General features: G+C 51.6%; 13 protein-coding genes and 1 tRNA gene. All 14 read left to right on the top strand.

Annotated features, from left to right (window positions below; translation table 11 throughout):
• Position 1 precedes the first annotated feature (1 nt).
• The 14 genes from VFA_RS07605 to fdhF all read left to right on the top strand — a co-directional run bounded on the left by VFA_RS07605 (position 2) and on the right by fdhF (position 15,485).
• Entirely contained in the window at positions 2-976 is a 975-nt protein-coding gene (locus VFA_RS07605) for a chemotaxis protein (protein WP_086027292.1), read from the top strand.
• Positions 977-1,362: 386 nt separating this feature from the next.
• Positions 1,363-1,454: transfer RNA gene (locus VFA_RS23785), tRNA-Sec, on the top strand.
• Between the two features lie 67 nt (positions 1,455-1,521).
• Entirely contained in the window at positions 1,522-2,925 is a 1,404-nt protein-coding gene (gene selA, locus VFA_RS07600; RefSeq protein WP_004726133.1) for an L-seryl-tRNA(Sec) selenium transferase, read from the top strand.
• Positions 2,922-4,733, top strand: coding sequence for a selenocysteine-specific translation elongation factor (gene selB, locus VFA_RS07595; protein WP_004726132.1), 1,812 nt, complete (start codon positions 2,922-2,924; stop codon positions 4,731-4,733). The genes selA and selB overlap by 4 nt, the downstream gene beginning before the upstream one ends.
• Positions 4,734-5,011: 278 nt before the next feature.
• Positions 5,012-5,617, top strand: coding sequence for a 4Fe-4S dicluster domain-containing protein (locus VFA_RS07590; RefSeq protein ID WP_014205182.1), 606 nt, complete (start codon positions 5,012-5,014; stop codon positions 5,615-5,617).
• A gap of 2 nt (positions 5,618-5,619) precedes the next feature.
• Positions 5,620-7,551, top strand: coding sequence for a proton-conducting transporter transmembrane domain-containing protein (locus tag VFA_RS07585; RefSeq protein ID WP_004726130.1), 1,932 nt, complete (start codon positions 5,620-5,622; stop codon positions 7,549-7,551).
• A complete protein-coding gene (locus VFA_RS07580; RefSeq protein WP_004726129.1) occupies positions 7,552-8,505 on the top strand; it encodes a respiratory chain complex I subunit 1 family protein in 954 nt (317 codons plus the stop codon).
• A 3-nt stretch (positions 8,506-8,508) separates the two neighbouring features.
• Complete coding sequence (locus VFA_RS07575) at positions 8,509-10,254, top strand: hydrogenase large subunit (protein ID WP_004726128.1); 1,746 nt, start codon at positions 8,509-8,511, stop codon at positions 10,252-10,254.
• A 7-nt stretch (positions 10,255-10,261) separates the two neighbouring features.
• On the top strand, positions 10,262-10,840 hold the full coding sequence (locus VFA_RS07570) for a formate hydrogenlyase complex iron-sulfur subunit (protein ID WP_004726127.1): 579 nt from the start codon (positions 10,262-10,264) through the stop codon (positions 10,838-10,840).
• A gap of 41 nt (positions 10,841-10,881) precedes the next feature.
• Positions 10,882-11,655, top strand: a complete 774-nt coding sequence (locus tag VFA_RS07565) for an NADH-quinone oxidoreductase subunit B family protein (protein WP_370447170.1) — start codon at positions 10,882-10,884, stop codon at positions 11,653-11,655.
• Complete coding sequence (locus VFA_RS07560) at positions 11,642-12,076, top strand: formate hydrogenlyase maturation HycH family protein (protein ID WP_004726125.1); 435 nt, start codon at positions 11,642-11,644, stop codon at positions 12,074-12,076. The genes VFA_RS07565 and VFA_RS07560 overlap by 14 nt, the downstream gene beginning before the upstream one ends.
• On the top strand, positions 12,073-12,528 hold the full coding sequence (gene hycI, locus VFA_RS07555) for a hydrogenase maturation peptidase HycI (RefSeq protein ID WP_004726124.1): 456 nt from the start codon (positions 12,073-12,075) through the stop codon (positions 12,526-12,528). The genes VFA_RS07560 and hycI overlap by 4 nt, the downstream gene beginning before the upstream one ends.
• Before the next feature lie 239 nt (positions 12,529-12,767).
• Positions 12,768-13,313: a 4Fe-4S dicluster domain-containing protein gene (locus VFA_RS07550; protein ID WP_004726123.1), complete on the top strand. Its 546-nt coding sequence runs from the start codon at positions 12,768-12,770 to the stop codon at positions 13,311-13,313.
• A gap of 27 nt (positions 13,314-13,340) precedes the next feature.
• Positions 13,341-15,485, top strand: a complete 2,145-nt coding sequence (fdhF, locus tag VFA_RS07540; protein WP_081454197.1) for a formate dehydrogenase subunit alpha — start codon at positions 13,341-13,343, stop codon at positions 15,483-15,485.
• Positions 15,486-15,513: the final 28 nt, after the last annotated feature.

Raw genomic sequence — 15,513 nt, 5'->3', positions numbered from 1 at the left:
TATGAGCAATCCAAGCAGTACTATCTTATTAGAAAGCGGCACGAACGAGTTAGAGATAATCGAGTTCCATTTGGAGAAGCTGCTGCCTAGCGGTGAAACCAAAACGTGTTATTACGGCATCAACGTGGCGAAAGTCCGCGAGGTGATTCGTGTGCCGGACACCACGGATTACCCGAATGCACAGCCACACATGATTGGTGTGTTTTCATCACGAGAAATTCTGACGCCGCTGGTTGATTTGGCGGGCTGGTTGGGCGTGCCGACGCGTAAAGAAATCGACAATAAGTTCGTGATCGTGACCGATTTCAACCGCATGACAAATGGCTTTTTGATCGACAGCATCAGCCGCATTCACCGCATTTCGTGGAATGATGTGGAATCACCCAGTCAGTTTCTGGAATCGGGCGAACAAGATTGCGTGGTCGCGGTGGTACGCAAAGACGGCAAACTGATCATGATCCTCGATTTCGAAAAGATCATTGCCGACATCAACCCAGAATTGAGCATGGAAAAATACGATGTAAAAGTCGACCGTTCCGTGGATCTCAACCACAAAATGATTGGCAAGCGCAACGCGAAAACCGTCATGGTGGTTGATGACTCAGCGTTCATTCGTAGCCTGATTCAAGACACGCTTAGCACGTCTGGTTACAACGTGATTGCGTGTAAAGACGGCGGTGAAGCGTACGAGAAAATGATGGACATTCAGCGCATTGCCAAAGAAGAGAACCTGCCGGTGAGCGAACTGATTGATGCCATCGTGACTGACGTAGAAATGCCACGAATGGATGGCATGCACTTGGTTAAACGTCTGCGTGATTGTGAAGCGTACGCCAAAACACCAATCGTGATGTTCTCGTCGTTGATGAGTGAAGATAACCGCCACAAAGCAATGTCGCTGGGTGCCAATGACACCATCACCAAGCCGGAAATCGGCAAACTGGTCAGTATGATGGACAACTACATTTTTAGCTGAGTCGCGCGATGTGACTGAGCATGATGTTGAATCAAGCAAGCGGAGCCTACGAGCTCCGCTTTTTGATGCGTGCTTTCTGAGACGTACTTTTTGAGACGAGCTTTCTGATCGGTGCCTTGTGATACGTGGCTTTCTGAGCTGTGCTTTTGATATCTAGAACAAGCGTCCCATCACCTCAACACAGGCGACGATAACGCCGCATTGATCCTTCTATAGAAGGGGGACGATTCATCACTGAGGTTTTTAGATTGTTTTCCGAATGTTCAATTTGTTGCATTTGATGTAAAAATAATTGAAGAATTCAAAATAATTTGAGTTCATTCGATGGAACAGTGATTTATATCAAGAAACTGATGTAAGAATTTACTTACCGTTGAACACGTTGTGGAATGAGATGGGGTCTGGTGGCCCTCTTGGTCTTCAAAACCAAAGTGAGCCGCACAGGCTTTGGTAGGTTCGATTCCTGCCTCTTCCGCCAATTCTGTCACTATATCAATCGCCTCCGTAGTGACCTTGTTGTATTGACCAGATAACAAGGAATCATTTTGAACTCAAAATCCCCTCAGCTTTCAGAGGCGAGTACTGCTCGCATCAATTACCGTCTTCCTCAGGTCGAACAGTTACTGCAACTCACTCTACTTGCCCCTTTTATCAGTCAACTGAGCCGCCCTGTGGTTACCGACCTGATTCGCGCTGAACTCGCGAGCATTCGTCAGTCGGAGACCTTTAAAACCGAAGGCACGCAACACATCGATGTCAATCAACGCATTGTACAGCGCTGTGAGCGCTTGATGCTGCAACGCCAACATCGAGTCATCAATGCGACTGGCATCGCGCTACACACCAATTTGGGGCGCTCTCCGCTGCACCAAGAGGTGTGGGATGCGATCTCAGAGGTGAACACCGGTTATACTAATTTGGAAATTACGCTGGAAAACGGCAAACGGGGTGGCCGCAATGGGCTGCTACCGACCTTGGTGAGAAGCTGGCTGGGCGCAGAGAACGTCCTGTTGGTGAACAACAACGCCGCCTCGGTGTATCTGGTGTTGCTGGAACTTGCCAAAGGCAAAGAAGTAATTGTGTCTCGCGGCGAACAAATTCAAATCGGTGGCGGCTTTCGCATTCCCGATATTTTGGCATTGTCGGGCTGCAAACTGGTTGAAGTGGGCACCACCAACGTCACCACTGCGGACGATTACATCAACGCGATTACCGACGACACCGCGCTGGTGTTGATGGTGCATCAATCCAATTTCTTCATCGGCGGATTTACTGAATCCCCCGATATTCGCGACGTGAAGCGTCGTTTGCCAAGCCATGTCAATCTGGTGATTGATCAGGGATCCGGCATGTCGACCGAAAGCTTTGCGCCAGACGAAACCCAATTGGCGACCTATTTAGACATGGGCGCGGATTTGGTCTGTTTCTCGGGCGACAAAATTCTGGGTGGCCCACAAGCGGGTTTGATCGCAGGTCGTGATGACCTCATTCAACGCTTGGGTCGCAACCCCATGATGCGTGCTTTTCGTTGCGGACGCATCATTCTGTCACTGATGGAAGAGCTGCTGGTTCGCAAACTCAACCAAGACACGGCCGGGCAGGGCATTGCTGAACGGACATTGGCGCACCTGCCACAGGCACGTCAATGGTGTGAATCCCTAGCGCAGCGTTGGCCTCATTGGGTGGCGTTTGTGGCACTGTCAACCCAAGTGGGTGGTGGCACTATGCCCGCGCAAACGTATCCCGGCTGCGGCTTAGTGCTGAATACGCCGCTGAAACCTCAAGCGCTGCTGGATCACTTGCGTCTTGGCACGCCAGCCATCTTTGGTTATCTGCACAACAATCAAGTGGTGTTGAATCTCACCACGGTGCTAGAGGCGGATCAGGCCGCTTTTGTCGAACGCTTGGATGCTTTTTTTCAACAGCTCGACAGCGGTGAACACGCATGATCGGCATCGATACCTCACCTCAGACGGTCATTGGCCTCGCAGGTCACGTTGACCACGGTAAAACCACGCTAGTGAAAGCGCTGACAGGCATGATGACCGCCCGTCCGCATGAACAAGCGCTGGGCATGACGCAAGATTTGGGCTTTGCCCATTTCGAGGACGAACAGGGCCGCACCATCGGCATCATTGATGTACCGGGGCATGAGCGTTACGTGCGTAACATGGTGGCCGGCGTGTGGCACATCAATATTCTGTTGTTAGTCATTTCCGCCACCGAAGGGTGCATGCCCATGACCTTTGCCCACATGCGCTTGGCGCGTGCGATGGGCGTCAAAGACATCGTGGTGTGCATCAACAAAAGCGACCTCGTCAGTGAGCAAGTGCTGGCCGACGTTGAAGAATCGGCCTTGGAAAGCATCATGGACGTCACCGGCATTGTGCCCGAAGTGGTGTGCGTCAGCGCGCTTACGGGACACAATATTGAGACGTTGCGTCAAACCTTGCTGGACATGGTTGCGCGAGTTGAACCGAGCGATGTGATGCCGGGCGATACGAGTACGCCATTGTTGTACGTGGACCGCGTGTTTGTGGCCAATGGTGTGGGCACCATTGTGACCGGAACGCTGGCCCAAGGCACCGTGAGTGTCGGCGATAAACTGTTCAGCCCGAACGGTGGCACAACGGGTGCGGTTCGTTCCATTCAGTGTTATCACCAACAAGTGCATGACGTGACAGCCACCTGCCGTGTGGCGCTCAACATCAAAGGGTTAAGCCGAAAACAGGTACAACGTGGCGATTTGCTGTGCGCGCCGTCGGCACCGGTGACGATGACGGACAGTTGCATTGTGCGCCTTGATGATCGCTACAGCGATGCAAGTTTAACCCGTTCGACGGAAGTGGAAGTGGCCGTGGGTACTTGGCACGGTTTGGCGCAGTGTATTCCACTGCCCAACACTCGCTTGGCACGCTTGCTGTTTCGTCAGCCACGTCCGATGTTTTTTGGTCAGCGATTGGCGATCATTCAAAGCAGCGGTCATGGATTGCTGGCCCAAGCGGATGTGGTGTGGACATCGTTCATCGCCAAAGCGCGGAAGCGTGCCATCTATCAAGCGTTGTCTGATTTGCCACAAGGACTGACGGCGAATGCGCAGTTGGACATGCTGCTGCAACTGCAAGGCTACTATTCGGTGGCGTTACTGTGTGGCGAACCGGCGACGCAAGGCGTGGTTGAAGGCCAATATGTCTTTGATCCGCAATGGTTGGCTGAGGCGCAAGCGCGCATCATTCAACAGTTGTCTGAAGGTCGCGCGATGGGGCCGGGTGAACTGTCGAGTTCGCTGCAAATGGAGTCAGACATCGTGCAAGTGCTGACACAACAACTCAAACAGCAAGATCGTATTTTTTATAGCTACGCGAAATGGCAGTTGGGCAGCGGACAAAGTGAAGATGAATTGCCTGAGGTGGCGCAGACCATTTTACGCCTTGCGCGTGAAGCGGGCGCAGCGGGTTTAGAGCTCAATAAAGTGTCCCTTGGCCAAGATAAAAAATGGCTTCGTCAGCTCGCGCATCAGAAATACATCACCGCGATTGATGAGCAAATTTACTTCGATATGGGGGTGTATCAGGCACTGGTCCATCAAGCGATTGGCGAGAACCAACCTCATGATCGGGTCACTTTGCAAGAGATAAAACAGCGGGTGGATTTGAGCCGAAAATACCTCATTCCGTTTGTCAATCGAATGGAAAAAGATGGCTGGTTACGCCGCGATGAAGAGGTTCGAATCATCCTCAAATCGGCCAGCGAATAGGCCAAATGTCACCGCAAAATCACAGCATCATGGACAGTAAAACGGCAGAGGGAACTCCCTCTGCCGTTTTGTTTTTTAAGCGGGAAAATGTGAGTGTCGTCACAAGTGTCGACGGGGTGTGTCGAGGGGAATGTCGACACACAATGACGTGTCTAAATATGGAACAATTTTGGAATGGATTTTAATTTAACTTATTGTTTTTTAATGATTTAAATTAAAGTTTACGTTCTGGCACGGTTTATGCTCTTAAAGGGCACTATTAACAACCAGGGTATACTATGAAAAGCTTTGTGGTTGCCGACCCAACAAAATGCATTGGCTGTCAAACATGCATGGCAGCATGTTCCGATGTGCATAAGAAACAAGGGTTGCAAAGTCATCCTCGCTTAACCGTAGTCAAGCATAACGACGCGACCGCGCCGATTATGTGTCGACATTGTGAAGACGCACCTTGTGCGACGGTTTGTCCGGTTCACGCGATCAAAAAAGAAGAGGATCGCATTCTCTTACAAGAAACATTGTGCATAGGTTGTACCTTATGTGCTGTGGCGTGTCCTTTTGGTGCGATCGCGCTGGATGGCAGCCGTCCTGTTGCGATGTCTCATAGCTACGACACCTTTATCCCTTCAACGCCGCGTTCTAGTAATCCTTGTACGTCGAATCCGAAAAGTTTTGGCCACGATCTGTTGGCGTGGGAGCCGGGCGTGAAAAGCATTGCCGTGAAATGCGACCTGTGCGGATTCCGCGACCAAGGTCCGGCCTGTATGGAAGTGTGTCCAACGGGTGCGATTGTGCTGGTGGACGAAGCGAGTGCTTTGCAAGCGCGTGATGCAAAACGTGAAGCGGCGTCGAGCGTCTCCGCTGTTGTCAATATGGAGTCGTAACCATGAATCCTCTTGTGCTTACCGCGTTATCCCTGTGTGGTTATCTCGCTGCGGCGTTTGTGGCCATGTTCTCTCGTCATCATGAGTGGGAAAACCTGCGTTTATCCAGCGTGATCAGTATGTTTGCGGGCATTTTGAGCCTGATTTCTGCTGTGGCTGTGATCGTTCATCCGATTGGATATACGCTGCAATTTAGCTTGTTTTACGATGTGTTTGTGCTGGATAAATTATCCGCGTTGTTGCTGTTGGTGATTGCGATTGTTGCGATTGCCGCTGCGGGATACGCGATGAATTATCTTGATGAGTACCTGGGCAAGGGCGCCCGTTCCATTACGGTTTTATTTAACCTGTTCGCTGGTGCGATGACTGCGTTAGTGGCAGCCAATCAGGCGATCGCGTTCTTAATCATTGTGGAAATCATCTCACTCAGCTCGTTTGCTTTGGTGATTCAAGGAAACACCGCTGCACACCGTAAAGCAGGTTTACATTACTTGGTGATGGACCATGTGGCGAACGTGTTTATCGTCGCTACCTTTGCGATTTTGGCCTATCACGCCAACAGCCTGATGTTCAGTGATTGGATTGCGACCCCGCCGCAAGGTGAATTGGCGTCGCTGACCTTTGTATTGGCGCTGATTGGTTTTGGCATTAAGTCTGCCGGTATTTTCTTCCACGAATGGCTGCCGAGAGCGTACCCATTGGCGCCGTCACACTGTGCGACCTTGATGTCGTGTGTGATGGTGAAACTGGGCGTATACGGTTTGCTGAAAGTCGCCATTGTGTTTCTTGGTGCGACCCAATGGTGGTGGGGTTTGGTGGTGCTGATTTTCGGTGCGCTGTCGTCTGTGCTGGGCGTCATGTTTGCGCTGGCAGAACACAACATCAAGCAACTGCTGGCTTACCACTCAGTGGAAAACATCGGGATCATCTTGATGGGTGTGGGCGTGAGCATGATGGGCATCGCGACCGATCACATGGTGATTGCAGTACTGGGTTTGCTGGGCGCGTTGTATCACTTGCTCAACCACGCTGTGTTTAAAGGGTTGTTGTGTTTGGGTTCCGGCTCGCTGGTTTACCGCCTACACACCAAAGACATGGAAAAAATGGGCGGTTTGGCGAAACGTATGCCAAAAACTGCGCTGACTTTCTTGATTGGTAGCATGGCGATTTCTGCGCTGCCACCGCTGAACGGCTTTGTGAGTGAATGGTTTATTTACCAATCGCTGTTTTCTATCAGCCAAACCGGCAGTGTTGCGCACCTTGTCTTTGGCCCATTTGGCGCGGTGATGCTGGCTTTGACCGGCGCGCTGGCGTGCATGTGTTTTGTCAAAGTGTACGGCATCTGTTTTGGTGGCGCGGCGAAATCTGATGCCGCGGAAAACGCCACTGAAGTGGGCAACGCGATGGTGAATGCGACGATCGGTTTGTCTGTGCTGTGTGTGGTGCTGGGCATTGCATCACCATGGATTGCACCGTACATCGCCGATATTGCCAGCGCAACGCTGCAAACTGGCGCGGTCACTGTGGCACAAGGCATGTCGTTGTTCCCTGCCAGCAACATGCAGGCGCTGCTATCGACGCCACTCATCTTGTGTGCACTGGCTCTGCTGCTGTTAGTACCCATGGCGATTCTGGCCTTCCACAAACGTCAACGTTTAGCGAACCGTCACCAAGGCGACCCTTGGGCGTGCGGCTACCAGTATGAGCAAAAAATGACAGTGTCTGCTGGTGGGATCACCCAGCCGATGCGTCACATGTTCCGCTATATCTATCAATCTCGACCTCACCGCACGTGGACAGAGCGCTTCTTACTGTCTCAACCGGCTGCGGGGCAAGAAATCTCGCGTTGGGCTTACCGCAGAACCATGGCGTTCTGGATTGGCCTTGTGGTGCTTTGCACGATCTTTTTCCCGTTGATTTCTGGAGTTATGTAAATGTATTCACTAGAAATGCCCAGCTTAAACTGGGTGATCTTTGCGGTATTCCAAGCGTTGCTGATGTTATGTCTGGCACCGCTGGCGACCGGTTTTTCTCGTGTCATTCGAGCCAGAATTCACTCTCGCCGTGGTCCTGGCATTCTGCAGGATTACCGCGATATCGGTAAGTTGTTGCGCCGCCAATCGGTGGCACCAGCCAATGCCAGCTTTGTGTTTTGGATGATGCCTTGGGTGCTGCTGACCAGCTTGCTGCTGATCAGCATGTCGCTACCAACTTTCACCAACATGTCGCCATTTCCGGTGTCGGGCGATTTGATCACCGACATCTACCTGTTAGCGATTGGCCGTTTCTTCTTCTCCTTGTCGGGAATTGATTCGAACAGCATGTTTGCCGGTATGGGCAGCAGCCGCGAGTTGACGCTGGGTATCTTGATTGAACCTATCTTTATCCTCGCGATTTTCATCATGGCGCTGGGCGCGGGGTCAACTGACCTTGGCGTGATCAGCCACACCGTGCAAAGCGGCGAGTGGGTGCGTCCGGTGACTTACTTGTTTGCAGGCATTGCGTGTGCTTTTGCTGTGTTCGTTGAAATGGGCAAACTGCCGTTTGACAGCGCCGAAGCAGAACAAGAGCTGCAAGAAGGCCCAGCAACAGAGTATTCCGGTGCGGGTCTGGCGATGGTGAAACTCGGCTTGGGCTTGAAACAACTGGTTGTGGCACAGCTCTTTTTGGCCATTTTCATTCCTTGGGGCCGCGCAGCGAATTTGAGCGGCGCAGAGCTGGGCAGCGCCGCGTTGTGCCTGTTGGTGAAACTGTTCGTCGTGTTCTTGTTGGCTGGCATCGTTGAAAACTGCATGGCGCGTATTCGCTTTCTCAACATGCATCGCACGGTGTTCCCCATGATTGGCGGCACTGTGCTCGCGTTGGTCTTTTTTATTTTTGGTTGGTAACAGATGATGACAATGAATACACAAAACGATGCCTTAGCAAAAACAGGCAAACACTATCTGGCGGGGTTGGTTCAAAAATTCCCGAGTGCCATCCTTGAAGAAGAGTGGCAGACCAACACCCAAGTCACCATCACCGTGAAAATGACCTCGCTGGTCGAAGTGATGCAATGGCTTTACTACGATCAAGGCGGCTGGCTGACGGTGTCGTTTGGTAACGACGAACGCAGCATCAACGGTCACTTCGCGGTGTACCACGCCTTGTCGATGGAAGGCGTTGAAAAATGCTGGATCACCGTCAAAGTGCTGGTGGATGCCAACAGCCAAGAGTTCATCTCTATCACGCCAACCATTCCCGCAGCGGTTTGGGGCGAGCGCGAAATTCGCGACATGTTTGGTCTGCGCCCTGTGGGCCTGCCTGACGAACGCCGTTTAATCCTACCGGATGACTGGCCAGAAAATCTGCACCCATTGCGTAAAGATGCGATGGATTATCGCCAACGTCCACAACCGACCACGGACACAGAAACGTACCCGTTCATCAACGAACGTGGTGACGATTCCAACCGCATCGTGCCTGTCGGCCCTATGCACATCACCTCCGATGAACCGGGCCACTTCCGTCTGTTCGTAGATGGTGAAGATATCGTGGATGCCGATTACCGCATGTTCTACGTACACCGTGGCATGGAAAAATTGGCAGAAACACGCATGGGCTATCACGAAGTGGGCTTTTTGGCCGACCGCGTGTGCGGCATTTGTGGTTTCACCCACAGCGTGGGTTACGCCAACACCGTTGAGAACTCACTCAATGTCCAAGTACCACTGCGTGCGAAAATGATTCGTACCATTTTGCTTGAAGTGGAACGTCTGCACAGTCACTTGCTTAACATTGGTTTGTCGAGCCACTTTGTGGGCTTTGACTCCGGCTTCATGCAATTTTTCCGCGTGCGTGAAAAAACCATGGAACTGGCTGAGCTGCTGACCGGTGCTCGTAAAACTTACGGCATGAACCTGATTGGGGGTGTGCGTCGCGATTTCTTGAAAGCGCAACGTGAGAAAGGCATCGCGATGGTGCGTGAAGTACGTCACTCCTTCCAAGAGTTGGTGGAAGTGCTGCTTTCTACACCCAACATCGACAGCCGTTTGGTCGGCGTGGGTGTGTTGGCAAAAGACATCGCGCGCGACTTCAGTCCGGTTGGCCCGCTGATCCGCGGTAGCGGTTTTGAGCGTGATGTGCGTGTGGTGCATGGTCAATCGCTAGAAGCATATGCGAACGTGCCGATTGAACTGCAACACATGGGCAACGGCGACGTGCAATCTCGCGTCATCGTACGTATCCGCGAAGTGTTGGATTCTCTTAACATTATTGAATACGGTTTGGATAACCTGCCAGCAGGCGCCATTTTGACCGAAGATTTCGAATACACACCGCACAAATTTGCCCTGGGCTTTACCGAAGCGCCACGGGGTGAAAACGTGCACTGGAGTATGACGGGCGACAACCAAAAACTGTTCCGCTGGCGTTGCCGCGCGGCCACTTACGCCAACTGGCCAACCCTGCGTTACATGCTGCGTGGCAATACCGTGGCTGATGCGCCGCTCATCATCGGTAGTTTGGACCCTTGTTACTCTTGTACTGACCGCGTGACCATCGTGGACACCAAGAAAAAACGTAGCCAAACCGTGTCCTACAAAGCCATCGAACAATACAGCGTGAGCCGTAAAAACTCACCGCTGAAAGGACTGTGAGGCTGTCATGATTAAACTACTCAAAACCATTCTCAAAACTGGTGACGTGACGGCGAAATACCCGTTTGCGCCGTTTGAGGTTGCCGAGGATTTTCGCGGTAAACCGGAGTTGAATGCGAGCCAATGCATTTCGTGCGGTGCGTGTACACGCGCTTGTCCGGCCAATGCCTTGATCATGGAAACGGATGAACAGAACGGTACGCGTCGTTGGGAACTCTCACTGGCGCGCTGTATTTACTGCGGTCGCTGCGAAGAGGTGTGCCCAACCCACGCGATTGAACTCTCCAAAGCGTTTGAATTGGCCGTGACCAAAAAAGAAGATTTGTACGAAAGTGCAGAATTCGAATTGGCCAACTGCACCTGCTGCCAGCGTCCGTTTGTGGCGAAAAAACTGCTCAACTACGTGGTGGATTCACTGGAACAAGCGGGCTTGAGCGGTGAAGCGCTCGCCACACGTCGCCGCCAGCTGGAAACCTGTCCGGCATGTCGCCGCGCAGACAACATGCTCGATGGCACCAACTTGGCGACCCACCGTTTTATGACCAGTCCTAATGATTTAATCCTGATGACGTCGGAGGAGATGTGAAAGGTATCAAGCAACTGTCTGGTGAACAACACACCACCGCCGTGCCGGTCGAAGTCTCTCCACAGCATGAGAAACTGAAACAGGCGCTGATCAAGCAAATCAAACGCTCTGCTTACGTTTACCGCGTCGACTGCGGCGGTTGCAACGCGTGCGAAATCGAAATCTTCGCCGCCACAACGCCGGTTTACGATACAGAACGATTTGGGATCAAAGTGGTCGCATCACCACGCCATGCCGACATTCTGCTGTTCACGGGTGCGGTCACCCGTGCCATGCGCGCGCCAGCGCTGCGTGCGTATGAAGCGGCGCCGGATCCAAAAATCGTAGTCTCTTACGGCGCGTGCGGTTGCGACGGCGGTATTTTCCACGACTTGTATTGTGTCTGGGGTGGTACCGACAAAATCGTTCCGGTGGATGTTTACATTCCGGGCTGCCCACCAACACCCGCTGCGACATTATACGGCTTTGCAGTCGCACTCGGCCTGCTTGAACAAAAAATGCATGCCAAACAACATGATGTTGAATCCACGCCGGCCACATTGCGCCATACCGGTATTCCGATGGATATCCGCGTGATGGTGGAACGTGAAACCCGTCTGCTGGCGGGTTACCGCCAAGGTAAACGCATCGCCAACGAACTGCTGGTTGTACTGGCGAACAGTACAAGTGATACCGTGGACAGCAACGTTATCCGCTACTTGAGTGAGCGCGACGACCCACGCCTGAGCGACATCGTGAACAGCGTGATGCGTTCGGTGATGCGTCAAATCACCGGTGGCGATCAACCGAAAGGGGCTTGCCATGGCTGTCAGTGAATCACGCCATTTGGAAGGGCAGGTCTACTTCTACCGCTTGAGCCGTAAATTTGTCGACAACAAATACGATGTGCCCGAAGAAGCGAAGCAGATCATGTATTACAGCCTGACCATCGGCCACCACCTCGGCATTGTCGATTGTCTGAAGTCTGAAATGCAGTGCTCAGGTCACGAGTACCTGGCTTGGATTTCCGGCCTTGATGAACACAGCGAAGCCTATCGCAAGCTGAAAGGTTTTCTGATGTTTGGTGAGATCACGGTATTCCCAGAGCACATTCACATGCTAGCCCTGGCGCTGGATCGCATCGATAGCACCACGCAATCAGAAAAAAGCCAACAGTTGACGAAAGGTATGATCGCCATTTTGAACGCGATCTACAACGAGCCGACCATGTACTTGATGATTCGGGGTGGGGCATGAGCCAAGATTTACTGTTAACGGTTGGCAACAACATGATGGGCGATGACGGCGCAGGTCCGCTGCTGGCGCAACTGTGTCGTGATCATCCGGTCGGATGGAGCGTGATCGAAGGCGGCACCATGCCGGAAGATAGTTTGCATCTGATCCGCAAAATTCAGCCGCGACGCGTGTTGGTTGTGGATGCCGCTGACTTTGGCGAAAAGGCGGGGGAAGTGCGCATTATCGAGTCCGATACCATCGCAGACATGTTCATGGTGTCTACGCACAGCTTACCGCTCAATTTCCTGATTGATGAGCTAAAAACGTTCGTTCCGGAAGTCACATTTGTCGGCATTCAGCCAGCGATTGTGGCGTTTTCGTTCCCGATGACCGAGATGGTCACCGAGGCTGTGACCGAGCTGCATCGCCGCCTTCCTGAATGGGAAGGCCACGGCGGTTACGAGAGCTGTTAACCCGAGATTTTGCTGAGTGTCGACACTTGTGCCGAAAATCATCGACACTTGTGTCGATGCCATTGCGCACTCAGCTTCACTCCGGGAATGATTCGATATTTTCTCACGAGTTTTGGATTTTTAATGATTCAAAATCAATGAGTTAAAATTATTTTTGTTGATATTTCAATATTGGCACACCTTGTGCTTATAAGGAGCCGAGTGGTTGACTCGGTTCTATCGACACAGAAGGATATCCCATGAATCGATTTGTCTTTGCTGACGCTAATAAATGTATTGGCTGTCGCACGTGTGAAGTGGCTTGCGCGATTTCACATCAAGATGAAGGTATCGGGACACTGCAAGATCGTGAGAGTTTTCTACCTCGATTAGAGGTCATTAAAAATGCTCACGTCACCACGCCGGTGATGTGTCGTCAATGCGACGATGCACCGTGTGCTCAAGTGTGTCCTAACAACGCGATTGTCCACGAGGACGGTTACATTAAAGTGATTCAATCACGGTGTATTGGCTGTAAAACCTGCGCCATTGCTTGCCCTTACGGCGCAATGAATGTCGTGACAACCATGATTGAAGACACGTCACGTAGTGCTTTGTTCGCACGAAAAGTGCCTAAATCACAAGCGATTAAGTGTGATTTATGTTCTCACCGTACCAACGGCCCTGCGTGTATGGAAGTTTGCCCAACAGGTGCGATTTCTCTGATTGAACCAGAGGAAATTCATCAAACCAGTCAGAGCAAACGTGAAGCGGCTGCCAGCCGTATCGCGATTGTCACTGTCTGATTTCTTGAAATAGTGAAGAAGGTAACTATGAAAAAATCCATTGTAGTTTGTCCGTACTGCGGTACGGGGTGCAAACTAAAGCTACTTGTTGAGAACAACAAAGTAGTGGGTGCAGAACCGGCCGACGGTCGGACCAACGAAGGTCAACTGTGCCTGAAAGGTTATTATGGTTGGGATTTCCTAAACGATACTAACTTGCTGACTCCTCGTCTTAAAAAACCAATGATCCGTCGTACAAAAGACGCGAAATTGGAAGCCGTCTCTTGGGATGAAGCGTTAGATTTCGCCGCTGAAAAGCTGATGGAAATCAAAAGCAAATATGGCCCAGACGCCATTATGACAACCGGTTCGGCTCGTGGCCCAGGTAACGAAGCGAACTTTGTGATGCAAAAACTGGCACGTGCGGTCATTGGGACCAACAACGTCGATCACTGCGCTAGGGTGTGACACGCGCCATCAGTCTCCGGTCTGGAGTCAACAGTAGGTAATGGTGCAATGAGCAATGCCATTCCCGAAATTCAAGAAACAAAATGTTTGCTCATTTTCGGTTACAACGCAGCGGATTCTCACCCAGTTGTAGCAAGACATATTATCAAAGCACGTGCGAATGGTGCCAAAGTCATCGTGTGTGATCCGCGTAAGATTGAATCTGCGCGTATTGCGGATCAGTGGTTGCCACTGAACAACGGTTCGAACATGGCGCTGGTGAACGCACTGGCTTATACCATCATCGAAGAAAACCTGTACGACAAAGCCTTTGTTGAGCAGTACACCGAAGGGTTTGATGCGTTCTACGACATCGTGAAGAACTACGCACCAGAAACCGTGGAAACGATTACTGGCCTTGACGCAGCATCGATTCGTTTAGCGGCTCGCACTTATGCAGCAGCGCCAGAAGCCATGATCCTTTGGGGCATGGGCGTGACCCAATATGGTCAAGCGGTTGACGTGGTTCGCGGCTTGGCAGGTCTGGCTACCTTAACCGGTAACTGGGGTCGTCGTGGTGTGGGTTGTGGTCCAGTTCGTGGTCAGAACAACGTACAAGGTACTTGTGACTTAGGGATGTTGCCTCACCAATATCCGGGTTACCAAGACGTGACCGATGATGCTATTCGCGCGAAATTTGAAAAAGCGTGGGGCGTGTCATTGTCACCTAAACCAGGTTACCGCCTGACTGAAGTTGGTCACAAAGTGGCAGACGGCGAATGTAAAGCTTTCTACATCTTTGGTGAAGACCCAGCGCAGACAGAAGCGGACTTGAACGCGATGCGTAATACGCTGCGCAAGATGGAACTGGTGATTGCACAAGACATCTTCATGACCAAAACGGTTGAAATGGCCGACGTGGTCTTCCCAGCGACCAGTTGGGGCGAACATGAAGGCGTGTACTCCAGTGCTGACCGTGGTTTCCAACGTTTCTACAAAGCCGTCACTCCGCCAGAAGGCGTGAAACCGGACTGGGAAATCTTCAGCCTGTTGGCAACACGCATGGGTTACCCAATGCACTACAACAACACCCAAGAAATTTGGGATGAGTTGCGTTCATTGGCACCGCTTTACGCGGGTGCAACCTACGAGAAAATGGCGGATCTGAAATCAGTACAATGGCCTTGTCCAACTGAAGATCACCCAGGGACCTCGTTCTTGTTTGAAGGCAATAAGTTCTCGACACCATCAGGCAAAGCGAAGTTCATTGCAGCCGACTGGCGTGCGCCACTGGAACAACCGGATGAAGAGTACCCATTGGTGCTGTCTACCGTGCGTGAAGTGGGCCACTACTCGTGCCGTTCAATGACCGGTAACTGTTCAGCCTTGTCTGCTTTGGCAGATGAACCTGGATATGTTCAGATGAACCCAGCCGATGCAGAGAAACTTGGCATTAAAGATCAACAACTTGTTTGGATTTCATCGCGCCGCGGTAAAGTCATTTCTCGTGCAAGTTGTAGTGAACGAACCAACAAAGGTGTGGTGTACATGACCTACCAATGGTGGATTGGTGCCTGTAACGAGCTGACGATTGAACACGTGGATCCAATCTCAAGCACGCCGGAATTTAAATATTGCGCCGTGAAAGTTGAGAAAATTGACGATCAACCGTGGGCTGAAAATTATGTACAAACTGAATATAGCAACATGAAAGCGCGATTAAAGTCGCAAGTTGAGTTTGCTTAATTCGGTAATCAATAGCTCTTCGTATGCG

Source organism: Vibrio furnissii CIP 102972 (genome assembly GCF_000176175.1).
In the GTDB taxonomy this organism is placed as follows: Bacteria; Pseudomonadota; Gammaproteobacteria; order Enterobacterales; family Vibrionaceae; genus Vibrio; species Vibrio furnissii.
This window is presented reverse-complemented; position numbering and strand designations above follow the sequence as displayed.

Bases quoted from the DNA above. Each gene is read 5' to 3' on its own strand.
- VFA_RS07605 (WP_086027292.1), top strand. From the start codon at position 2: ATGAGCAATCCAAGCAGTACTATCTTATTAGAAAGCGGCACGAACGAG.
- selB (WP_004726132.1), top strand. From the start codon at position 2,922: ATGATCGGCATCGATACCTCACCTCAGACGGTCATTGGCCTCGCAGGT.
- VFA_RS07590 (WP_014205182.1), top strand. From the start codon at position 5,012: ATGAAAAGCTTTGTGGTTGCCGACCCAACAAAATGCATTGGCTGTCAA.
- VFA_RS07585 (WP_004726130.1), top strand. From the start codon at position 5,620: ATGAATCCTCTTGTGCTTACCGCGTTATCCCTGTGTGGTTATCTCGCT.
- VFA_RS07580 (WP_004726129.1), top strand. From the start codon at position 7,552: ATGTATTCACTAGAAATGCCCAGCTTAAACTGGGTGATCTTTGCGGTA.
- VFA_RS07575 (WP_004726128.1), top strand. From the start codon at position 8,509: ATGATGACAATGAATACACAAAACGATGCCTTAGCAAAAACAGGCAAA.
- VFA_RS07570 (WP_004726127.1), top strand. From the start codon at position 10,262: ATGATTAAACTACTCAAAACCATTCTCAAAACTGGTGACGTGACGGCG.
- VFA_RS07560 (WP_004726125.1), top strand. From the start codon at position 11,642: ATGGCTGTCAGTGAATCACGCCATTTGGAAGGGCAGGTCTACTTCTAC.
- hycI (WP_004726124.1), top strand. From the start codon at position 12,073: ATGAGCCAAGATTTACTGTTAACGGTTGGCAACAACATGATGGGCGAT.
- VFA_RS07550 (WP_004726123.1), top strand. From the start codon at position 12,768: ATGAATCGATTTGTCTTTGCTGACGCTAATAAATGTATTGGCTGTCGC.